Origin of the sequence: Neptuniibacter sp. CAU 1671, from assembly GCF_029222905.1 — a bacterium.
Lineage (GTDB): Bacteria > Pseudomonadota > Gammaproteobacteria > Pseudomonadales > Balneatricaceae > Neptuniibacter.
In genome coordinates, this window is the sequence record NZ_JARHUE010000004.1 from 158,102 (window position 1) to 180,007 (window position 21,906).

The window sequence follows — 21,906 nt, forward strand, 5'->3', positions numbered from 1 at the left end:
TTGTTACATTTCGTTAGAATTGTCGAATAATTGCGCAAACTTTCACCTTTAATCTTCCCTCGCATAACAACAAGAACCGGCGTCGGTCACGGCTGCGCCGCTGTGCGAAGAGAACGATTAACATGTCCGAACCGCAACAGGATTTCATTCTTGAAACCCGCCACCTTACAAAAGCCTTCAAAGGCTTCACCGCTGTAGATGATGTCAATCTGCAGATTACCCGAGGGCATATCCATGCTCTGATCGGACCCAATGGTGCCGGTAAAACCACCGTATTTAACCTGCTGACCAAATTCCTGCAGCCAACCTCCGGCAGCATTGTGTTTAATGGTCGCGACATTACCACCGAGACCCCTGCAGCGATTGCCCGGCTTGGGGTGATCCGCTCGTTTCAGATCTCTGCGGTCTTTCCACACCTGTCGGTGCTGGAGAATGTCCGCATCGCGTTGCAACGCAAAGAGGGCAACAGCTTTCACTTCTGGCGTTCTGACAAAGTACTGAACCGTCTTAACGACCGCGCCATGGAGCTGCTGGCATCCGTCGGTCTGGCTGATTTCGCCCAGAGCAAAACCCTAGACCTGCCCTACGGACGCAAACGGGCGCTGGAGATTGCTACCACCCTGGCACTGGAACCGGAGCTGATGCTGCTGGATGAACCGACTCAGGGCATGGGCCATGAAGATGTGGGCATGGTGACTGACCTGATCAAACAGGTATCAAAAGACCGCACCATCCTGATGGTGGAACACAACCTGCACGTGGTTTCCCGCCTGGCAGATCGCATCACCGTGCTGCAGCGCGGCTCTATTCTCACGGAAGGCGATTACGCCACGGTCTCCGCCGATCCTCAGGTGCGCGAAGCCTATATGGGCACTGAAGCCGATGCTGTACAGGAGGCCTCATGAGTCCGAATCATCGTGAAAAACTGCGCATCAACAACCTGCATGCATACTACGGTGAATCCCATATCCTGCATGGCATTGACCTGACCGTGATGCAGGGTGAGCTGGTCACCTTACTGGGGAGAAACGGCTCAGGTCGTTCCACCACCCTCAAAGCAATCATGAATATGGTGGGTAAACGCAGTGGCCAGATCGTTGTGAATGGCAACGATACTATGAGCCTGCCCGCCCACCGTATCGCCCATCTGGGACTGGGTTTCTGCCCGGAAGAACGCGGCATCTTCTCCAGCCTGAACGTGGAAGAAAACCTGATGCTGCCCCCGGCGGTTCGGTCTGACGGCATGTCGGTGGATGAGATCTACGCCATGTTCCCCAACCTGTATGAACGCCGCACCAGCCAGGGCACTCGCCTGTCCGGTGGTGAACAGCAGATGCTGGCCTTGGCCCGCATCCTGCGCAGCGGCGCCAATATTCTGCTGCTGGATGAGATCACCGAAGGTCTGGCACCGGTGATTGTGCAGAAGCTGGCCGAAGTGCTGGTACAGCTGAAAAATCGCGGCCTGACCATTTTGCTGGTGGAGCAGAATTTCCGCTTTGCGGCCCCCATCGCTGACCGTCACTACGTGATGGAGCATGGCCACATTGTGGAAGAGATTGCTGCACACGAACTGGCAGAGAAAACCGAACTACTCAACACCTATCTGGGTGTGTAACCCACACCTTCTGAGATCAATAACAAAAATACTCGGAGAGACCCAAATGAAAACACTGCAACAACGACTCCTGACCACACTGATCGCAGGCGCACTGGCAACTTCAGCAGTGGCTGCACCGGATGGCAAAGTCAAAATCGGCGTGCTGGCGGATATGGGGGGCACCTATGCTGACCTGTGTGGTCCCGGCTGTGTGACTGCAACCCAGATGGCAATTGAGGATTTTGGGGGTCAGGTACTGGGCAGCCCGATTGAACTGGTGACAGCGGATTCACAGCTGAAACCCGATGTTGCCTCTGCGATTGCCCGCCAGTGGGTTGAAAGCGATAACGTTGATACCATCGGCGGTCTGGTCTCTTCTGCCGTCACCGGTGCTGTCACACAGGTCACCAACACCAGCAAAAACATCACCCTGATTACCGGCTCGGCTTCCAACTCTTTCACCACCAAAGCCTGTTCACCTTACATCGCGCACTGGACCTATAACGTTGTGGCACTGGCCAACGGTACCGTGAAATCACTGGTGAAATCCGGCAAGAAAAAATGGTTCTTTATCACAGCTGATTACGCCTTCGGCCATGCGTTGGAAAACGTTTCTACCGGCGTGATCAAAGAGAATGGCGGTGAAGTGGTTGGCAGTGTACGTGCCCCGCTGGGTACCACTGACTTCTCATCTTACGTACTGCAGGCGCAGTCATCCGGCGCAGATGTAGTTGCCCTGGCTAACGCCGGTAACGACACCGTCAACGCTCTGAATGCTGCCGCTGAATTTGGTCTGACCCAGTCCATGGATGTTGCAGGCCTGTTGGTCTTCACCCCTAACGCACAGGCTATGGACCCTGCCACTGCAGCCGGCATGCGGCTGACCACCGGTTTCTACTGGGACATGGATGAGAAAACCCGTGCCTGGAGCAAACGTTTTGAAGAGCGTCACGGCGCCATCCCATCCATGGCACACGCCGGTGCCTACTCCGCCACTCTGCATTATCTGAACGCGGTTAAAGCGGCGGGTACTGATGAGCCGGATGCCGTGATGAAACAGATGAAAGCGACCAAGCCAGAAGATTTCTTTGCCCGCAATGCTCAACTGCGTGCCGATGGACGCATGGTGCACGACATGCTGCTGGTAGAGATCAAACCGGCAGCTGAGCGCAAAAACAAAAATGACATCTACAAAATCATTGAGGTTATCCCAGCCGACGAGGCTTACAACCCAATGATTGCGGAATGTAATTTCAGCTCATAACCGGCGTGGGGAGGCTCACCCCTCCCCCGATTTACTGAGTAAGGTCTGAGTCCACTATGGCAAGTCTGTTTGATATTAACCTGTTTGCCCTGTTCGGCCAGTTGCTGATCGGGCTGATCAATGGCTCTTTTTACGCCCTGCTGAGCCTGGGTCTGGCGATCATCTTCGGTTTGCTGAAGATCATTAACTTTGCTCAGGGTGCCATGTATATGCTGGGTGCCTTTGCTGCCCTGCTGGGGATGCAATATCTGGGCATCAACTACTGGTTTGCCCTGATTCTGGTCCCGCTGGCAGTGGGTCTGGTCGGCATTCTGATGGAGCGTTTTCTGATCCGTCGCATCGCTAACGAAGATCACCTCTACAGTCTGCTGCTGACCTTTGGTCTGGCCCTGATGCTGCAGGGTATTTTCACTCACCTGTTTGGTTCTTCAGGCCTGTCGTATCCGATTCCTGACGCCCTGAAGGGTGGCACCAAACTGCCCTTTATGTACCTGCCCAATTACCGTGCCTGGATCATTCTGGTTTCTGTGGTGGTTTGTATTGGCACCTGGTGGATGATTGAAAAAACCAAACTGGGTGCGTACCTGCGCGCCGGCACCGAGAACCCGCAACTGCTGCAGGCGTTTGGCATCAATGTGCCGCTGATTGTGACCCTGACCTTCGGTTTTGGCGTTGCGCTGGCAGGTCTGGCAGGCGTTATGGCGGCCCCGGTGTATTCCGTATCACCTGATATGGGTTCCAACATTCTGATCGTCGTGTTTGCCATTGTGGTTATCGGCGGCATGGGGTCGATCGGTGGTGCCATCCTGACCGGTTTAGGCATGGGCGTCATCGAAGGTCTGACCAAATATTTCTATCCGGAAGCCTCCACCACGGTGATCTTCCTGGTCATGGTGATTGTACTGCTGTTTAAACCCGCCGGACTGTTCGGCAAAGAGGCCTGAGGTATCCATCATGAATAAAAAACTGCTACTGATTCTGCTGCCTCTGGCCCTGCTGGCACCGCTGGTGCTCTACCCGGTGTTTCTCGCCAAGGTACTCTGTTTTGCCCTGTTTGCCTGTGCCTTTAACTTGCTGCTGGGTTTTGCCGGACTGCTCTCGTTTGGCCATGCGGCCTTTTTGGGAACCGGTGGTTATGTCACCGGCTGGTTGATGATCAACAGTGGTCTGACCCCTGAACTGGCGATCATTGCCGGCACGATTGCCGGTGGTCTGCTGGGTGCAGTCTACGGCGCCCTGGCGGTCAAACGTGAAGGCATTTACTTCGCCATGGTGACACTGGCACTCGCCCAGCTGACGTTTTTCCTCTACGTGCAGGCACCATTCACCCATGGTGAAGACGGTATGCAGGGGATTCCCCGTGGCGCACTGTTTGGTCTGATCGATCTGTCCGACAACATGGTGATGTATTACTTCGTGCTGGCCATCTTCTGCTTTGGCTTCTGGCTGATCAACCGCACCGTGCACTCACCTTTCGGGCAGGTACTGAAAGCGATTCGCGAAAATGAGAGCCGCGCCATTTCGCTGGGATATGACGTAAACCGCTATAAATGGCTGGCGTTTGTTATCTCGGCAGCACTGGCCAGTCTGGCTGGCGCCACCAAGTCTCTGGTCTTTGAGCTGGCCTCACTGACTGATGTGCACTGGCATATGTCGGGCGAAGTCATTCTGATGACGCTGGTGGGCGGTGTTGGCACCCTGTTCGGTCCTCTGGTGGGTGCCGGATTTGTAGTCACCATGCAGAACTACCTGTCAGGAGGCGAGCTGGGCAACTACATTCATATCATCATGGGTGCTGTGTTTGTCATCTGTGTACTGAGTTTTCGCAGCGGCATTGTTGGCCAGCTGGCTAAATTTAAACGCGATAATTTTTAACAACGGACGGTGTCCGACCAAGACACCGCCCGTCAGGTACTAATTGACCTAAACCTGCTGACGCGGAGCCCGCAGGTTCAAAAGCTCACGAGGGAAAACCATGAATAATAATTCCGCCTTCGAAACCAATCTGGACCAGAATCAGGCTAACTACACTGCACTCTCGCCTCTGACGTATCTGGAGCGTGCCGCCACTGTTTATCCCAGTCGCGTCGCAACCGTGCATGGCGAAATTCGCCGCACCTGGAAAGAGGTCTATCAACGCTGCTGCAGACTGGCCAGTGCCCTGCAAAAACTGGGCGTTAAAAAAGGCGAAGCCGTGTCGATTATGGCCCCCAACCTACCAGAGCATTTTGAGGCGCACTTTGGCGTGCCGATGTGCGGTGCTGTGCTTAACTCCATCAATACCCGTCTCGACTCGGCAGCTGTTGCCTTTATTCTCAAACACGCTGAGAGCAAGGTACTGATTGTGGACCGCGAGTTCAGTGCGGTTGTCAAAGCCGCGCTGACGATGCTGGAGTCCCCCCCGTATGTGGTTGATATTGACGATCCGTACTACACCGAAGGTGAATTGATCGGTGCGACCCAGTATGAAGCTCTGCTGGACAGCGGCGATGCCGATTTTGTCTGGCCTCGGGTTAAGGATGAGTGGAATGCGATCACGCTGAACTACACCTCCGGCACTACCGGCGACCCTAAGGGTGTGGTCTATCATCACCGTGGCGCCTACCTGAACGCGGTCAGTAATGCGATCTCCTGGGGCATGCAGCAGCACCCGGTCTACCTCTGGACCCTGCCGATGTTCCACTGCAATGGCTGGTGTTTCCCCTGGACCATCGCTGCCATGGCAGGTGTCAGTGTCAGCCTGCGCCACGTCCGTGCGGACCATATCTTCAATCTGATCAAATCTGAAAAAGTCGGTTATTTCTGTGGTGCTCCGATTGTCCTGAACATGCTGAACTCCGCGGATGACGCCCTGAAGGCGGGCATTGAGCATCCGGTAAAAGTAATGACCGCTGGCGCTGCGCCACCGGCTGCTGTCATTGCCGGCATGGAAAAACTCGGTTTCTCCGTCACCCACGTATACGGGCTGACCGAAACCTACGGTCCTTCTGTGGTTTGTGTCTGGCATGAAGAGTGGGACGATAAAACACTGGAAGAAAAAGCCCGACTCAAAGCCCGTCAGGGTGTGCGCGCCCCTATGCTGGATGGCCTGATGGTGGCTGACCCAGTCACGCTGCAACCGGTGCCGCAGGATGGTAAAACCATGGGTGAGATCTTCATGCAGGGCAACCTGGTGATGAAAGGCTACCTGAAAAATCCGGAAACCACCGCCAAGGCGTTTGATGGCGGCTGGTTCCACTCCGGCGATCTGGCGGTCTGGCATGCCGATGGATATATCGAAATTAAAGACCGCTCCAAAGACATCATTATTTCCGGCGGTGAGAACATCTCAAGCATTGAGGTGGAGGATGTACTGTACAGCCACCCAATGATTCAGGAAGCCGCTGTAGTCGCCAAGTCTGATGAGAAATGGGGTGAAACGCCCTGCGCTTTTGTCGCCCTGAAAGACTGCGATAAAGAGGTCACTGCAGAAGAGATCATTAAATTCTGCCGGGAGCATATGGCGCACTTTAAAGCGCCTCGTCATGTGGTGTTTGGCCCGCTGCCAAAAACCTCTACCGGTAAGATCCAGAAGTTTCTGCTGCGTGAACAGGCCAATGCAACTGAATCCGAATGAAACCTGCCGCCCGAGTCGCGGCAGGCAACATGAGGTTTCAAACCGGATTTGTACGTAGACTCTGCAAAAACTGAGCTTTGGTTCGGTGCCTTTTTGCCCTCTCCGGAGGGCTTTTTTACGGCCTAATCCAGCAGCCCTTTTTCAATGGCGTAACGCGCCAGGGCAGCGGTCGTCTGCAGATCCAGCTTCTGCTTGATATTAAGCCTGTGGGTCTCCACGGTACGCACAGAAATATCCAGTTGCCGGGCGATTTCTTTGTTACTCAAACCTTCTGCTATCGCCCTGAGCACGGCGGTTTCTCTGGGGGTCAATGGATCCGGCAGCGACGGTTCAGGTTCTGCAGGGATCATTGCTGGCGCACTGAACAGGGTCTGTGAAACACCGGAGCTGAAGTAACTGGCACCGGTCGAGACAGTCTGAATCGCATGAATCAGTTCACGTGAAGAGACATCTTTCAACACATAACCGGACGCCCCGCAGCGTACCAGTTTCATGATGTATTCCCGGTCATCATGCATGCTCAGAATCAGCACCCTGATATCCGGCATCTGTTCACGAAAGCGCTCAGTCGCTTCAAATCCATTCATCACCGGCATGGAGATATCCATCAACACCACATCCGGCTTCAGTTCTGCTGCCAGTGCCAGCGCCTGTTCACCGTTATTGGCAGTGCCGATAACCTCGACTGAAGGCTCCTGCGCCAGTCGCGCCTCAATACCGTCCAGTACCAGCGGATGATCATCCACCAATAAAACACGAATGATCTCTTCACTCATCAGCTTCTATACCTTTATAAAACCCCAAATCCCGCCCGTAACACAGTGCCTAATCCGGGACGGCTATGCAGATGGAAGGTGCCGCTCAGCAACTCGGTTCGTTCACGCATATTCAGCAAACCGATACCGGTGTGCTCTTCATCTCCGGCCTGAAAACCTTTGCCGTTATCTTTGATCTCCAGCCAGACATGACCATGATCCTGCCAGATTTTCAGACTGACTTGCGTCGCCCCGGAGTGCCGCTCGATATTGGTCAGTGCCTCCTGCGCCATGCGATAAAGGGTGATTTCAATATCATCCGGCAACCGCGCGTCCGGCAGGTTCAGGCTGACCTCCATGCTGATATCGGTTCTGAGGACAAAATCATCCAGCAGACTTTGCAGCGCCGATTCCAGCCCCAGGTCATCCAGTAGAATGGGGCGCAGATCGTGTGACAACCGTCTGACTTCCTGAATCGTCTGATCCAGCACCTGATGGGCCTTTTCGAGATCTTCACCAAGGTTACCTTTACCGGCATGCAGTTTATCCAGCGCCAGCTCAATGCGAAATTTCACCGAGACCATCATCTGGTTGATACCGTCATGCAGCTCGCGGGCGAAATTACGTCGCTGGGCCACCTGAAACTGCACATATCTGTGCGCCATATGCCGCAGGCTTTTATCCGCAAACTGAGTCGCATGTACGTTGATCGCTACCCCCACCAACGCGATCACCACCAGGGTCGCTGCCAGAATAGCAACCACCGTAAAAAAGGTATTCCGGATGTTATGAGTGACTTTCAGCCGGATCGCCGCTACCTCTTTGGCGATATCATCGATATACAGCCCGGTACCGATCATCCAGTTGAATTTTGGCACCATCACCACGTAGCTGAGCTTGTCTTCCAGATCACCGCGTGAGGGTTTTTCCCACAGATAACGGAAAAAACCACCGCCCTCCTGGGCCAGTCGCAGCAGATTACGAATGACATAACGGCCCTCGCGGTCCTGCAGGTCATACAGATTCTGTCCCACCAGTTCGGGCTGAATAGGATGTACAAGATTCACCCCTTCAAGGGTGTACATGAAAAAATAACCGTCATCACCATAGGTAAAGTTATTCACGATACGCGTCAGTTCAGCCTCAACCGCCGGATCACCTGGCTCACCCTGCTCTACGATATCCGCAATGGAGTTCATTGCCATATCGACATAGTTCATCAGCTCTATGCGTTTGGAGCGGAGCAGGTTTTCCTCGAAGGTGGCGATCTCCTGCTCAGACAGGTGTCGGGCCTGATTCATACTGATCAGGGTGACAAGCACGGTCACCACCGTCAGCGGCAGAATCGCCAGCAACAGGATTTTCGTTCTTAAAGAGGTGGCAATGTTTAACATCTTCTGCTGTTTTTATTATCAAGCGTTATGTTCGTAGTATACAAAGCCGAAAAAGGAACGGGTGATGCTTTTACCGTTATGGCAACAAGCCGCCGAAGTAAAACAGGCAGCCCTAAACTCCGGCACGCTCCTGAGTCTGCCTACCACCTCGGTTGACCTGCGTGAGGGCGATCTCAACTGGCGGGTTCGGGTACTGGAAGCGCTACGCTTAAAAGCGCAGCCTGCAACTAGCACCGAAGCCTCCATCAATCCGTTTTTACCGCCCGAACCCAGTCTGGTTGTGTGCGAGGCAGGCCCTGAGCACCTCTGGGTTCTGAACAAATACAACGTGTTTGACCTGCATCTGCTGCTGATCACCAAGACCTTTGTGCCTCAGACCCGGATCATCGAGCAAACCGACTTCAGCGCACTGTTCAAAGCGATGCAGGCAGCGCCGGCACTGGCGTTTTATAACAGTGGTGCTGTTGCCGGTGCCAGTCAATCACATAAACATCTGCAATTGATCCCCCTGACACCAGAAACGCACCTACCCTTTACACCACAATTTGAAGCCCTGCATGATCAGGTGCCGCGTCAGCTCGAGACGCTCCCTTTCCAACACGCGGCTCTTGCCCTGCCCAACGACCTGTTTCAACTACCGGAATCGGAAGGCAGCCAATACCTGCAACAATTTTATGACCGGCTACGCATGACACTGGCTATTGAAGTTCAGGATCAACAGATTGAGAAACCCTATAACCTGCTTCTGACTCAGTCATGGATGATGCTGGTACCGCGGGTAGCCGAATCCGCCTGCGGTATTTCATTTAATGCGTTAGCGTTTACCGGTTCCCTGCTGGTCAAAGATCAAATACAGATCAAGCTGCTGCAGGAGACCGGACTTGCCAATATCCTGCAGCAGATTTCAGGCTGATCAGACCAGTCCGTAGAAACCCGGGAAGATCAGAATCGACAGCACCACCGCAATCTGCATCAGAATGAACGGCACCACCCCACGATAGATATCAATGGTGCGAACCTGCGGCGGCGCCACACCCTTGAGGTAGAACAGACTGAAACCAAACGGCGGTGTCAGGAAGCTGGTCTGCAGGTTCATTGCAATCAGAATCGCAAACCACACAGGCGCAATACCCAGAGCATCGGCCACCGGTGCCAGAATCGGCACAATAATGAAGCTGATCTCAACAAAGTCGATAAAGAAACCCAGCACCAGAATCGCCAGCATGGACAACAACAGGAAACCTGTGGCACCGCCGGGCAGATCGGTCAGAATTTCTTCGACAATGTAATCACCGCCGGTGTAGGTAAAGGCCATGGAGAAGGCGGTCGCACCCAGCAGAATCGCAAACACCATGGCGGTTACTTTCACCGTCTCGGTAGCTGAGTCCATAACCATCTTCCAACTGAACTGACGGTACATCACCGCCAGAATCAGCGCACCCACACCCCCGAGAGCAGAAGATTCCGTGGGTGTTGCGATACCGGCAAAGATCGAACCCAGTACCACCAGAATCAGCGCCAGAGGCGGCACAATCGCAATCAGTGCTTTACGATATTGCTGACGCTTATTCTCTACATCATCATCCAGCGGCAGGGCGGGTGCAGACTCTGGTTTCAGCCAAGTATAGATCAGAATATAGATTACATAGATACCGATTAGCACAAGGCCCGGCGCAACTGCGGCTTTGAACAGATCCCCCACTGGAATGCCCAGCACATCACCCAGGATAATCAGAATGATTGAAGGCGGAATAATCTGCCCTAGGGTACCGGAGGCACAGATGGTGCCGCAGGCCAGAGACTTGTCGTACTTGTACTTCAGCATCACCGGCAGCGAGATCAGACCCATCGCTACCACAGATGCGCCCACCACACCGGTGGAGGCCGCCAGCAAAGCGCCAACCAGTACCGTTGAAATCGCCAGACCACCACGCACACCGCCAAAGAGTTTCCCCATCGACTCCAGCAGCTGTTCCGCGAGCTTGGTTTTCTGTAACACAAGGCCCATGAATATAAACAGCGGTACTGCCATCAATACCGTGTTTTCCATGATGCTTTGAATTCGGAACGGCATAAATGCAAAGATATCAGGACCTTCTGCAAACACACCAAAAATCAGGGCAATACCACCAAAGGTAAAGGCCACCGGGAAGCCAACTAACAGCATCACCAGGGCCACAAAAAACATCACAATACCGATCATGTGTGTGACTCCTTACTGCTGTGGCGCTTCGTAATGGTCTTGCGGACGCAGACCCAATAACACGTTCACGGATTTAACCAGCAGACCAAAACCACTGATCACCATAGCGACAAAAGAAAACGGGATGACCGCCTTAATTACCCAGCGGTACGGCAGTCCACCCGGGTCACCGGACGTTTCGCCAAGGTTGTATGACTCCATTGCAAAACCATAGCCATACCAGGCCACCAGTGCACAGAACGGCAAAAGTAAAAACAGAGTGCCAAAAATATCGACCCAGGCCTGTGATTTATCGGAGAGACGCTCATAGATCAGGTCAACCCTTACATGCCCACCGGCACGCAGCGTATAGGGTACACCTAACAGAAATACTGCTGCATACAGGTGCCATTCCAGCTCCTGCATGCCAATCGACACATCATTCAACGCATAACGCATCACTACGTCGATAAACACATTGAATAACATCAGAACAAAAAGCACTGCGGAGATTTTCCCCAGCAGATCGGAAAATCGGTTTATGATCGCTTCCAATCGCAACATCGACATCACCCTTTCTTACGCGTTCAAGAAAAACGAACGGGAGGCTCTTGTGGAGCCTCCCGGATGTCTGTTTTTATCAGTCAGACAGACTGTTGAGGTAGGCGCGGTCAGAGATATCTGTCCAGGCGCGAGCTTTCTTCATGTACTCAGCCTGAGAGTCCAGAATCTTTTTAGCCATTGGATCTTCAGCTGCTTTCTCGGCCAACAGTTCATCGTTGGCTTTACGCATGGCGGCGATTACATCTTTCGGGAAGGTTTTCACCTGAATGTTCGGGAACTCCTGCTTCATGGTGACCCAGTTTTCTGCAGAAGCATGGTAAGACTGGGTATACATGTCATACGCAGCAGTACGCATAGAGACGCGCAGAATTTCCTGCAGGTCTGCTGGCAGCTTATCCCACACTTTTTTATTCACCATGAACTGCAGCTCAGTCGCAGGTTCATGCCAGCCGGTGTAATAGAATGGGGAAATTTTGTGGAAGCCCATGCGCAGGTCAAGTGAAGGACCTACCCACTCCAGCGCGTCAATCGTGCCACGCTCCAGCGCAGTATAAAGTTCGCCCGGTGCTATATTGGTCGGTTTTGCACCCAGTTTTGCCAGCACTTCACCTGCAAAACCCGGAATACGCATTTTCAGACCCTGTAGGTCATCCAGTGACTTGATCTCTTTCTGGAACCAACCGCCCATCTGGTTACCGGTGTTACCGCCCGGAAATGACAGCAAACCAAACTCGCTATACACCTCACTCATAAGCTCCATACCGCCACCGAAATAGAACCAGCCGTACTGCTCAGGCGCAGTCATCCCAAACGGCATGGTGGTGAAGTACAGGGTGTTAGGTACTTTGCCTTTCCAGTAATAGGACGCAGAGTGGCCCATGTCATACTGGCCAGAGCGCACCATATCAAACACACCAAAGGCAGATTTGTGTTTGTTAGCAGAGTCGATGGTGATCTGCAGACGGCCGTTAGACATTTTCTCTGCCATCGCCGCCATGTTTTTCGGTGCATCACCAAAAACCGGGAAGTTAGTTGGCCAGGTTTCAGCCAGTTTCAGACGATAGACTTTTTCAGCCATCGCCAGCGGGCTTGCCAGTACTGCAGCACAGGCGGCTACAGCAGCAAGTTTTTGTGCCATCTTCAGTTTCAACATTTTTATTGTTTTCCTCTTCTCTCACTCTGGATTGATCACAACTGAAGGATCTCCATGCTCACAGCAGCTGTCATCGCTTCATTAAAACTTATTAGAATAAGTGTGGCACAGTCTTAGCGCATTCACATGCGCACTAACCCGTTAAATGCCCTGCGAGGAAACCCTTAAAACTAAAGTTTAAGCCTACGTAGTAATACGGATATTTGAGCGCGCTGCTGAGCTAAGCGTGTATGAGGATTATTCTTTGCCCAAGAAAATTTGGATCATGATAGAGAGAAAACTGTGATAACCGCACAGGGTTGTGACCGGGCGAATAAATCGAATAGCGGAGTTGACGAAACTGAGATATGTAAGAACTGCCAGAAATGACAAAATTGGTCGGGACGAGAGGATTTGAACCTCCGACCCCTTGCACCCCATGCAAGTGCGCTACCAGACTGCGCTACGCCCCGACTCAGGCATGATCCGCTGCCGCGGATTAAGAGGGCGCTATAGTACCCTAACGCCCTGAATGTGTGAAGAATTTTTCTGTGGCTTATTGGGTGATGACTTCGTCACCAATCACCAAAATTGAGGCTGTCTGATTATAGTGTCCGAGTGATCCACCCAGGGTCGCACCCTGCTCCCCGAAAGTGTTAAACCCGATAAAAGGCACGTCCTGACCACAGACATCACGGATGATTGCAGCATCATCAATCTCCAACCGGCACTTCAGCAAGTGACGCAGAATGCAGTTGAAAACAATTATCCCTGCGATCTTCTTTGGTCGTCCGGCATCAATGATGGCGCGTTCCAGCGCCTTGCGAAACAGACTCTCAGCGGTGTTGCGGTCTGTCTTCATCTGGCGCAGAAAGCTACCGTTAGTAATCGCAGAATAGAAGCTGACACTCTGGTCCGGGTTCACACAACGGGCGCTTTTTATGGTGTATTCAGCAAACACATCGGCAGACTGAACCCCGAACGGGTTTTGAGCAAACACCTCAGGCGTGAGTTCGTCACAGCCCAGCAGTTTTTTCAGCACTTCTGCAGCCGGTTTCCCATTAAAAGCTTTCACCACTCGTCCTTCGCCGCTGGTGATCACCACCCCTCTGCTAGCGGGCAAATAGGGCTGACCAATGGCGGTACCCATTTTCAGCGCTGTGCTGATACTGGTTAATACCGCACTGTCCTGAAATACCCCATCACAGATCTGATAGCTATTTTTGACCTCCGGCAGTGACGCGGTGGAGCCTCCAATAATCTGGGGAGAACGCCCGGTTTCATTCATCAGCGCCCGCAGAAAAGGCTCTTCCCGTTCAGAGGTCCCATCAGGCAACACAATTTTGACAAAAGGTTTGATACGGCTGGCTTCAGTGGGTTTTTTGGATTCCAGTGCAATGGTCATCAGAGACATGACGGTAGGATTGGTGTGCAACCTTGCCTGAGCCTGCTCAAGAGCAGTAATCGCTGCTTTGCGTGGGGAAGCGGTCAGATCTTCACCCACACCAATGCCCACACTGAGGTAACTGCTCTGCAAACTCATGATAACCACAGTGTTGTCCTGCGGTGCAGTCAACCTTGAGGAGAGCTCACCGACGGAGCTGCCACCTACAATGGGCACCTTGTCACCAAAAACATCCCGGACATCGGCATAACATGCAGCTACATCCAGTGCTGCATTGATAAAGCACAGTACCAGGTTAGCTTTCGGCGTTGCCGCATGGGCCTGCTCAGCCGCCAGTCTGGCTGAAGTTGCGTGGCCTATGCCGACTTTTATGCAATCACTCATCGGTTTCCTTCCGCAGGGTTAAAGCGCGTTGTAACAGTCGCGTATTAGCCCAAATCATATCGGCGTTTGGCAGAGAAAGTAGAGGGGACATGAGGCTTGCTACTTAAGTAGCAGTTAGCTGCGCCGAGTGGAGGCTAACAGAGCCTCAAGTTCAGCAATGGTCTGGCGCAACAGCTGTTTATAACGGGTCTGATCATCTTCATTATGATCACCAGTCAAAAACTGCTTGGCACCTGTCAGGGTATAACCCTGTTCATACAAAAGGGATTTGATACGCCGGATCAGAATCACATCCTGGCGTTGATAATAGCGGCGGTTGTTGCGTTTTACCGGTGCGATCTGTTCGAACTCTTTTTCCCAATAACGCAGAACATGAGTTTTAAGATCACACAGCGCAGCCACTTCACCGATCGTAAAATAACGCTTGCCGGGGATGGTGGCCTCGGTAGCGTTACTCTGATCCGTCTCCGACATAAGCTTCAACACGATCCTTGAGTTTCTGCCCAGGTCTGAAAGTAACTACTCGACGGGCGGAGATGGGAACTTCTTCACCGGTTTTAGGATTTCGACCCGGGCGTTGACGTTTGTCACGCAGATCGAAATTCCCAAAGCCGGACAGTTTTACCTGCTCGTTGTTTGAAAGACAGGCTTTGATCTCTTCAAAAAACGATTCCACCATCTCTTTGGCTTCACGTTTATTTAAACCCAGATCTTCATTCAGGCGTTCAGCCATATCTGCTTTGGTCAACGAGCCCATAGATTCACCTTTGACGCTATTCTCGCAATGAAGCACCCACCGTACTGGCCAGCGCAGAGACGATTGCATCCACTGCGCTGTTTATTTCTTCGTCATTAAGAGTGCGCGAAGGATGCTGCCACGTCAAGCCCAAAGCAAGACTTTTTCGTCCCGGATCAATACCTTGGCCCTGATATACGTCAAAAAGGGTGATCTGTTTGAGGTAACTGCCTGCATTTTCAGAGGCCAGTGCCCTCACCTGCTCGAAGGCTACTTGCTCGTCTACTACGACAGCCAGGTCACGGCGGGACTCAGGAAACTTGGAAATTTCCTGATAGCGCGGCAACACACCCCGCAGCAGCGGCTGCAAGCGGATTTCAAACAGATAGACCGGGCCATCCAGATCCAGAGACTTGATCAGATTCGGATGCAGCGCACCCATAAACCCGACAGTTTCACCCTGTTTTTCAATTCTGGCGGTCTGTCCCGGATGCAGAGCAACATGACGATCTGCAACGAAGGTGAACTCACCTTTAGCACCGGCCAGGGCCAGCAGGTTTTCGACATCACCTTTCAGGTCAAAAAAGTCCACCACGTCCTTTGTTGCCTGCCAGCCTTCAGGCTGACGCTTGCCGCTGATGAGGCCAGCCAGCACATTTTCCTGTACGACAGTGTCAGCTTCTGCCAGAAAACGCTGACCTGTCTCAAACAGGCGTACACGTGACTGCTGGCGGTTCTGGTTATACTGCAGTGCTTTAGTCAGTCCAGGCCACAGCGTTGTTCGCATCACCGCCATCTCGGCAGAGATCGGGTTCGCCAGGGCCAGTGCCTCGTACTGGTCATCAAACTGTTTCTGCAGACCCGCTTCAATAAAGCTGTAGGTGATCGCTTCCTGATACCCCATCGCGACCAGAGAACGACGCAAGGTACCAATTTTAGCCTGCGTTTCGTCATCTGATTTCAGCGGTAGACTGGCGGTTGGCGTACGTACCGGCAGGTTGTTGTAGCCGTAAACCCGCGCCAACTCTTCGATCAGATCCACTTCCAGTGCAATATCAAAACGGTAAGAAGGCACACTCACCAACCACTCACCGGCAACGGCGGAGGGTTCTACAATCATGCCTAAGCGGGTCAGAATCTCCTCTACCTCAGTTGCAGGCATTGCAAATGAAAGCATGGCGTCGATTTTGCTCTGGCGCAGACGCACCTGACGGTTGGCAGGTAACGCCTCCGTTTCAACAGTTTCGATCACAGGACCTGCTTCACCGCCAACAATATCAAGCAGCAATTGAGTGGCGCGGTTAACGGCGCGTACCTGTAACTGCCAGTCAACACCACGCTCAAAGCGATGCGATGAATCAGTGTGCAAACCATAACTGCGGGCACGACCAGCAATGGAAATCGGATTAAAGAACGCACTCTCCAGGAAAATGTGCTGAGTTGCGTCGGTCACACTGGTGGGCTCGCCACCCATAATGCCGGCCATAGCCACCGGGCCGTTAGCATCGGCAATCACCAGCGTGTCGGCATTTAACTCAATCTCCTGACCATCCAGCAGTACAAGCTTCTCGCCCTGCTCTGCGCGGCGCACGTTTATGCCACCACTGAGTTTATCCAGATCGAAGGCATGCATCGGCTGGCCAAATTCCAGCAGCACGTAGTTGGTGACATCCACCACCGGATCAATACAACGAATACCGGAACGTTCCAGACGCTGCTGCATCCAGACCGGTGTTTCTGCCAGAGGGTTGATATTACGAATCACCCGGCCCACATAGCGCGGGCAGTCCTCCGGCGCAGCCAGGGTCACAGGGAAAGTATCATCAATCACGGGAGCGGTTTCAGTGTCCGGCACATCCGCCACCGGGGCTTTATTCAGCACCCCGACTTCACGGGCCAGACCAATGATGCTCAGGCAGTCGCCACGGTTAGGCGTCAGATCAACATCAATCACCTGATCATTCAGATTCAGATAGTCACGCAGACAGGTGCCTACTGGTGCATCCGCAGGCAGTTCCATAATCCCGGCATGATTGTCCGCAATCCCCAGTTCATCTTCGGCGCACAGCATGCCAAAGGATTCAACCTGACGCAGTTTGGCTTTTTTGATTTTGAAAACAGTGCCATCTGGGGTTGGCAGCTCCGCACCCAACGTGGCAAATGCGGTTTTCAGACCAGCACGTGCATTGGGCGCACCACAGACTACCTGAAAGGTTTCCGTGCCGTCAGTGACCTGACACACCTGCAATTTGTCCGCATCCGGATGCTGTTCGGCGGTCAGGATCTCTCCAACAACCACACCGCTGAAAGCTTTGGCCACCGGCTCTACTTCGTCGACTTCGAGACCCGCCATGGTGACCTGATCCACCAGTCCCTGAGTATCGATGGCCGGATTGACCAGTTCACGTAACCACTGTTCGCTGAATTTCATAATAGGTATCCGAAAAAATTCTGTTTACTGTCCTGAACCTGCTGTGCCTCAGTTGAACTGATGCAAAAATCGCAGATCATTCTCAAAGAACAGTCGCAGGTCATTCACGCCGTAACGCAGCATCGCCAGACGCTCAACCCCCATACCGAAGGCAAAGCCGGTAAACTCTTCAGGATCGATCCCGGATGCTTCAAATACCTTCGGATGCACCATGCCGCAGCCCAATACTTCAAGCCATTTACCATCACCGCGGTCAATATCCACTTCAATCGATGGCTCGGTGAACGGGAAGTAAGATGGACGGAAACGCACATTCACATCTTCTTCAAAAAATTCACGCAGGAACTGTTCCAGTGTGCCTTTCAGGTCCGCAAAACTGATGTCCTTATCGACAATCAGACCTTCCACCTGATGGAACATCGGAGAGTGGGTCTGATCATAATCACAGCGATACACCCGACCCGGACAGATAATCCGCAAAGGCGGTTTCTGCGTTTCCATGGTACGTACCTGAACCCCGGAGGTATGGGTACGCAGCAGTGTATTGGCATTGAAATAGAAGGTGTCATGCATCGCACGAGCCGGATGGTGCGATGGAATATTCAGGGCTTCAAAGTTATGGTAGTCGTCCTCGATCTCCGGACCCTCTTCCACGCTGTAACCGATGCCGGTAAAAAACGCTTCGATCCGCTGCAGGGTACGGGTAATCGGGTGCAGACCACCCAGATTCTGGCCCCGGCCTGGCAGAGTCACATCAATGGTTTCCGCCGCCAGTTTGGCTTCTAGCGCAGCACTTTCCAGCGTAGTTTTGCGCAGGTTGATGGCGTCCTGCAGCGCGTCTTTCGCTTCATTGATCAGCGCACCCGCCTTTGGGCGTTCTTCAGCAGACAAACCACCCAGACTTTTCAACAATGCGGTCAGTTCACCTTTTTTACCCAGGTACTGTACCCGGACCTGATCCAGGTCCTGAGTTGACGTCGCCTGCGCGACCGCTTCTTTACCTGCTGCCAACAGGATTTCAAGGTTTTCCATTATCCGGCTCCGATAAAAGGAGGTTTACTGCAGGGGCTCCGTGGAGTGCCCCCTGACTAATACGTTTGCCCAGTACTCAGACGAACACTCGGCAAACGCATCAAAAAAACAGGGGAAGAGTTTACACCCTTCCCCTGCTAATACTCGACCTACAAGAGGCGGGTTACCTTATGCCAGAGCAGCTTTCGCTTTCTCTACAACAGCGGTAAAGGCACCAGCTTCGTGTACAGCCAGATCAGCCAGTACTTTACGGTCGATTTCAACGTTAGCCTTTTTCAGACCAGCGATGAAACGGCTGTAAGACAGACCGTTGATGCGCGCAGCAGCGTTGATACGTGCAATCCACAGAGCGCGGAACTGACGCTTACGCTGACGACGGTCGCGGTATGCATACTGACCTGCTTTAATAACTGCCTGTTTAGCAACGCGGAATACTCGGCTACGAGCACCGTAGTAACCTTTTGCTTTTTTCAGGATCTTTTTGTGACGACGACGTGCAATAACACCACGTTTTACGCGAGCCATGATTTACCTTCCTATCTATATTCTGTTAACTGAAAAAAGCAGTACTTAAATGTACGGCAGCATGCGACGAACCAGCGCCTTGTCTGCAGCATGAACCTGCAGCATTGGACGCAGCTGACGCTTACGCTTAGTGCTCTTCTTGGTCAGAATGTGACTAGTGAAGGACTGCTTGTGCTTGAAGCCGTTCGCAGTTTTCTTGAATCGCTTAGCCGCACCGCGGCAAGATTTGATTTTAGGCATTACAAAAATCTCCACGCATTCGTTTAGTTTTTTCACGCGAAACAACGAAAAACCCGCAGCCGCCAAAAAGGCAGTCACGGGTTTAAACGCAGCGCGTTACTTTTTCTTTTTCGGAGCCAACACCATGGTCATTTGACGGCCTTCCATTTTTGCGCGCTGTTCAACTACTGCTAACTCTTCCAGGTCTTTTTCAACCCGGTTCATCAGCTGCATGCCCAGCTCCTGGTGAGCCATCTCACGACCACGAAACCGTAGGGTTATCTTGGCCTTGTCTCCTGCTTCAAGGAAACGTATCAGGTTGCGTAGTTTTACCTGATAATCCCCTTCTTCCGTATTAGGACGGAATTTCACTTCCTTGATCTGAATCTGATGCTGCTTCTTCTTCGCCTCGTTGGCCTTTTTCTTCAGCTCATAGAGGTGTTTGCCGTAGTCCATCACCTTACAGACGATGGGGTCAGCATCAGAAATTTTTACCAGATCAAGTCCCGCTTCCTGAGATGCCTCAAGAGCGTCATTAATCGTTACCACACCAATCTGGGTGCCGTCGGGACCAATTAGCCTGCATTCGGTTGCGATAGTCAGCAGATGCTCATTGATCATGGGCTGCTCACGGCGAGCGCCCCGTTTAGATTCACGCCTGATAGTTATTCTCCTAACTCGTTGGAGTCATGACGACCTTTCCTGGCGACGTCTCTGCCAAGTAAGGCTTTAAATTCACTCAGAGGCATGGAACCAAGGTCTTCACCGGTACGGGTACGCACCGCGACAGCACCTGCCTCGACTTCTTTGTCCCCAATTACCAGCAGGTAAGGGACCTTCTGTAAAGTACGCTCGCGGATTTTAAAGCCGATTTTTTCATTTCTCAAGTCCGCTTCGGCACGAAAACCTTGATCTGCAAGCTCATTTACGATGTTTTTACAATATTCAGACTGTTTATCAGTGATATTCAGCACGGCAACCTGCAACGGCGCCAACCAGGTAGGTAACGCACCGGCGAAGTTTTCGATCAGAATTCCGATGAATCGCTCAAAGGAACCCAGAATTGCACGGTGCAGCATGACCGGTGTTTCGCGTTCGCCCTGCTCATTGACAAACTGTGCACCGAGTCGGCCCGGCATCGAGAAATCGACCTGAATAGTACCACACTGCCAGACACGACCGAGGCAATCTTTCAAAGAAAACTCAATCTTTGGTCCATAGAAAGCACCCTCACCCGGTAGCTCCTGCCACTCCAGGCCAGCAGCATCCAGTGCATCCGCCAGCGCTTTTTCGGCTTTATCCCAAACTTCGTCAGAGCCTACACGCTGTTCGGGACGGGTCGACAGCTTGTAAATAACCTCGGTAAAACCGAAATCCGCATACACTTCATCCAGAAACTCGATAAAACGCGCCACTTCAGACTGAATCGAGTTTTCTGCACAGAAGATATGCGCATCGTCCTGCACAAAACCACGTACACGCATAATGCCATGCAACGCACCGGAAGGTTCGTTACGGTGACAGCAGCCGAACTCAGCCAGACGCAGCGGCAGGTCACGGTAAGAACGAATGCCCTGATTAAATACCTGCACGTGACACGGGCAGTTCATTGGCTTGATGGCAAAGTCATGATTCTCTGAATGAGTGGTAAACATCTCATCAGAGAACTTGTCCCAGTGACCGGATTTTTCCCACAGGGTACGTGCCACAACCTGCGGGGTTTTGATCTCGTCATAACCATGCTGCTGCTGTTTGCGACGCATGTACTGTTCAATCTGCTGATACAGCGTCCAGCCATGCGGATGCCAGAACACCATGCCCGGCGCTTCTTCCTGCAAATGGAACAGATTCAGCTGTTTACCCAGTTTACGGTGATCACGTTTTTCCGCTTCTTCCAGGCGGTGCAGGTATTCCTTGAGGTCTTTTTTATCACCCCAGGCAGTGCCGTAAATACGCTGCAGCATCTCGTTGTTGGAATCACCACGCCAGTATGCACCAGCAACTTTCATCAGTTTGAAAGCTTTGATGTGCCCGGTAGACGGTACGTGCGGGCCACGGCAGAGGTCAATAAAATCGCCCTGCGAGTAGAACGACAGGTCCTCAGAATCAGGTACTGCCTGCAGCAGTTCAACCTTGTAGGTCTCACCCATTTTCTGGAACATCTCGGTCGCTTCGTCGCGACTCATCAGCGAACGGCTGACCGGCAGGTTCTGTTTTGACAGTTCCTGCATTTTCTTTTCGATCTTTTCCAGATCTTCAGGGGTAAAAGGTCGCTCGTAGGCAAAATCGTAGTAGAAACCGTTTTCGATTACCGGCCCGATGGTCACCTGCGCACCAGGAAACAGGTCCTGCACCGCCATAGCCATCAGGTGCGCACAGGAGTGGCGAATCACTTCAAGGCCGTCCTCATCCCGTGCTGTCACAATACCCAGATCGCTGTCGGCATCAATTGTGTAGGATGTATCTACCAGCTTGCCATTGACCTTTCCGGCCAGCGCAGCCTTTGCCAGACCAGCGCCAATATCAGCGGCAACATCAAATACAGTGACAGGATTAGCAAACTCGCGTTTGCTACCATCAGGCAGGGTAATTACAGGCATTTCGGTTCCTTGTTCTCAGGCATGACCCCTACGTCAGGCCACGCTGTTATTCAACATATGGCATCGTACA

General features: G+C 52.6%; 21 protein-coding genes and 1 tRNA gene. 7 read left to right on the forward strand and 15 right to left on the reverse strand.

All coding sequences use genetic code 11. From position 1 onward, the window contains the following. Nucleotides 1–122: 122 nt before the first annotated feature. The 6 genes from P2G53_RS08480 (at nucleotide 123) to P2G53_RS08505 (ending at nucleotide 6,477) form a co-directional block, all read left to right on the forward strand. Nucleotides 123–905, forward strand: a complete 783-nt coding sequence (locus tag P2G53_RS08480; protein WP_275816165.1) for an ABC transporter ATP-binding protein — start codon at nucleotides 123–125, stop codon at nucleotides 903–905. Beyond that, nucleotides 902–1,615, forward strand: coding sequence for an ABC transporter ATP-binding protein (locus P2G53_RS08485; RefSeq protein WP_275816167.1), 714 nt, complete (start codon nucleotides 902–904; stop codon nucleotides 1,613–1,615). Before P2G53_RS08480 ends, P2G53_RS08485 begins: the two co-directional genes overlap by 4 nt. A gap of 46 nt (nucleotides 1,616–1,661) precedes the next feature. Then, the gene (locus P2G53_RS08490) at nucleotides 1,662–2,861 is read left to right on the forward strand and encodes an ABC transporter substrate-binding protein (RefSeq protein WP_275816169.1); all 1,200 of its coding nucleotides are present in this window, start codon (nucleotides 1,662–1,664) and stop codon (nucleotides 2,859–2,861) included. 56 nt (nucleotides 2,862–2,917) lie between these two features. Continuing rightward, nucleotides 2,918–3,805 (forward strand): branched-chain amino acid ABC transporter permease, encoded by an 888-nt coding sequence (locus P2G53_RS08495; protein ID WP_275816171.1) that lies wholly within the window; start codon nucleotides 2,918–2,920, stop codon nucleotides 3,803–3,805. Nucleotides 3,806–3,815: 10 nt separating this feature from the next. Then, nucleotides 3,816–4,736, forward strand: a complete 921-nt coding sequence (locus P2G53_RS08500; RefSeq protein WP_275816173.1) for a branched-chain amino acid ABC transporter permease — start codon at nucleotides 3,816–3,818, stop codon at nucleotides 4,734–4,736. A gap of 100 nt (nucleotides 4,737–4,836) precedes the next feature. Next, the gene (locus P2G53_RS08505) at nucleotides 4,837–6,477 is read left to right on the forward strand and encodes an acyl-CoA synthetase (protein WP_275816175.1); all 1,641 of its coding nucleotides are present in this window, start codon (nucleotides 4,837–4,839) and stop codon (nucleotides 6,475–6,477) included. Nucleotides 6,478–6,599: 122 nt separating this feature from the next. On the opposite strand, the gene P2G53_RS08510 is transcribed toward P2G53_RS08505, so the two are convergent. Together P2G53_RS08510 and P2G53_RS08515 are read right to left on the reverse strand one after the other, a co-directional pair. Then, nucleotides 6,600–7,253 carry a response regulator transcription factor gene (locus tag P2G53_RS08510; protein ID WP_275816177.1) on the reverse strand — a complete coding sequence of 218 codons (654 nt, stop codon included), beginning with the start codon at nucleotides 7,251–7,253 and terminating at the stop codon, nucleotides 6,600–6,602. Nucleotides 7,254–7,267: 14 nt separating this feature from the next. Continuing rightward, nucleotides 7,268–8,626 (reverse strand): cache domain-containing protein, encoded by a 1,359-nt coding sequence (locus tag P2G53_RS08515; protein ID WP_275816179.1) that lies wholly within the window; start codon nucleotides 8,624–8,626, stop codon nucleotides 7,268–7,270. A 64-nt stretch (nucleotides 8,627–8,690) separates the two neighbouring features. On the opposite strand from P2G53_RS08515, the gene P2G53_RS08520 reads away from it, so the two are divergent. Then, a complete protein-coding gene (locus P2G53_RS08520) occupies nucleotides 8,691–9,539 on the forward strand; it encodes a hypothetical protein (RefSeq protein ID WP_275816182.1) in 849 nt (282 codons plus the stop codon). Here P2G53_RS08520 and P2G53_RS08525 read toward each other — a convergent pair whose 3' ends face one another. The 13 genes from P2G53_RS08525 to thrS all read right to left on the reverse strand — a co-directional run bounded on the left by P2G53_RS08525 (nucleotide 9,540) and on the right by thrS (nucleotide 21,836). Then, nucleotides 9,540–10,829: a TRAP transporter large permease subunit gene (locus tag P2G53_RS08525; RefSeq protein WP_275816183.1), complete on the reverse strand. Its 1,290-nt coding sequence runs from the start codon at nucleotides 10,827–10,829 to the stop codon at nucleotides 9,540–9,542. It lies immediately after the preceding gene. Between the two features lie 12 nt (nucleotides 10,830–10,841). Next, nucleotides 10,842–11,378 (reverse strand): TRAP transporter small permease subunit, encoded by a 537-nt coding sequence (locus P2G53_RS08530; RefSeq protein ID WP_275816185.1) that lies wholly within the window; start codon nucleotides 11,376–11,378, stop codon nucleotides 10,842–10,844. A 70-nt stretch (nucleotides 11,379–11,448) separates the two neighbouring features. Next, nucleotides 11,449–12,525: a TRAP transporter substrate-binding protein gene (locus P2G53_RS08535; protein WP_275816187.1), complete on the reverse strand. Its 1,077-nt coding sequence runs from the start codon at nucleotides 12,523–12,525 to the stop codon at nucleotides 11,449–11,451. Between the two features lie 375 nt (nucleotides 12,526–12,900). Then, a tRNA-Pro gene (locus P2G53_RS08540) sits at nucleotides 12,901–12,977 on the reverse strand. Nucleotides 12,978–13,060: 83 nt separating this feature from the next. Beyond that, nucleotides 13,061–14,293 carry an FIST N-terminal domain-containing protein gene (locus P2G53_RS08545; RefSeq protein ID WP_275816189.1) on the reverse strand — a complete coding sequence of 411 codons (1,233 nt, stop codon included), beginning with the start codon at nucleotides 14,291–14,293 and terminating at the stop codon, nucleotides 13,061–13,063. 114 nt (nucleotides 14,294–14,407) lie between these two features. Further along, on the reverse strand, nucleotides 14,408–14,767 hold the full coding sequence (locus tag P2G53_RS08550; RefSeq protein WP_275816191.1) for a MerR family transcriptional regulator: 360 nt from the start codon (nucleotides 14,765–14,767) through the stop codon (nucleotides 14,408–14,410). After that, entirely contained in the window at nucleotides 14,745–15,050 is a 306-nt protein-coding gene (gene ihfA / locus P2G53_RS08555; RefSeq protein ID WP_275816193.1) for an integration host factor subunit alpha, read from the reverse strand. The genes P2G53_RS08550 and ihfA overlap by 23 nt, the downstream gene beginning before the upstream one ends. A 16-nt stretch (nucleotides 15,051–15,066) precedes the next feature. Further along, on the reverse strand, nucleotides 15,067–17,460 hold the full coding sequence (gene pheT, locus P2G53_RS08560; RefSeq protein ID WP_275816196.1) for a phenylalanine--tRNA ligase subunit beta: 2,394 nt from the start codon (nucleotides 17,458–17,460) through the stop codon (nucleotides 15,067–15,069). A gap of 48 nt (nucleotides 17,461–17,508) precedes the next feature. Beyond that, nucleotides 17,509–18,492: a phenylalanine--tRNA ligase subunit alpha gene (gene pheS / locus P2G53_RS08565; RefSeq protein WP_275816198.1), complete on the reverse strand. Its 984-nt coding sequence runs from the start codon at nucleotides 18,490–18,492 to the stop codon at nucleotides 17,509–17,511. A 168-nt stretch (nucleotides 18,493–18,660) separates the two neighbouring features. Next, on the reverse strand, nucleotides 18,661–19,017 hold the full coding sequence (gene rplT, locus P2G53_RS08570; RefSeq protein ID WP_275816199.1) for a 50S ribosomal protein L20: 357 nt from the start codon (nucleotides 19,015–19,017) through the stop codon (nucleotides 18,661–18,663). A gap of 45 nt (nucleotides 19,018–19,062) precedes the next feature. Beyond that, nucleotides 19,063–19,257, reverse strand: coding sequence for a 50S ribosomal protein L35 (gene rpmI, locus P2G53_RS08575; protein WP_275816201.1), 195 nt, complete (start codon nucleotides 19,255–19,257; stop codon nucleotides 19,063–19,065). A gap of 96 nt (nucleotides 19,258–19,353) precedes the next feature. Continuing rightward, on the reverse strand, nucleotides 19,354–19,857 hold the full coding sequence (gene infC / locus P2G53_RS08580; RefSeq protein WP_275816203.1) for a translation initiation factor IF-3: 504 nt from the start codon (nucleotides 19,855–19,857) through the stop codon (nucleotides 19,354–19,356). 44 nt (nucleotides 19,858–19,901) lie between these two features. Next, entirely contained in the window at nucleotides 19,902–21,836 is a 1,935-nt protein-coding gene (gene thrS / locus P2G53_RS08585) for a threonine--tRNA ligase (RefSeq protein WP_275816205.1), read from the reverse strand. Between the last annotated feature and the right edge of the window lie 70 nt (nucleotides 21,837–21,906).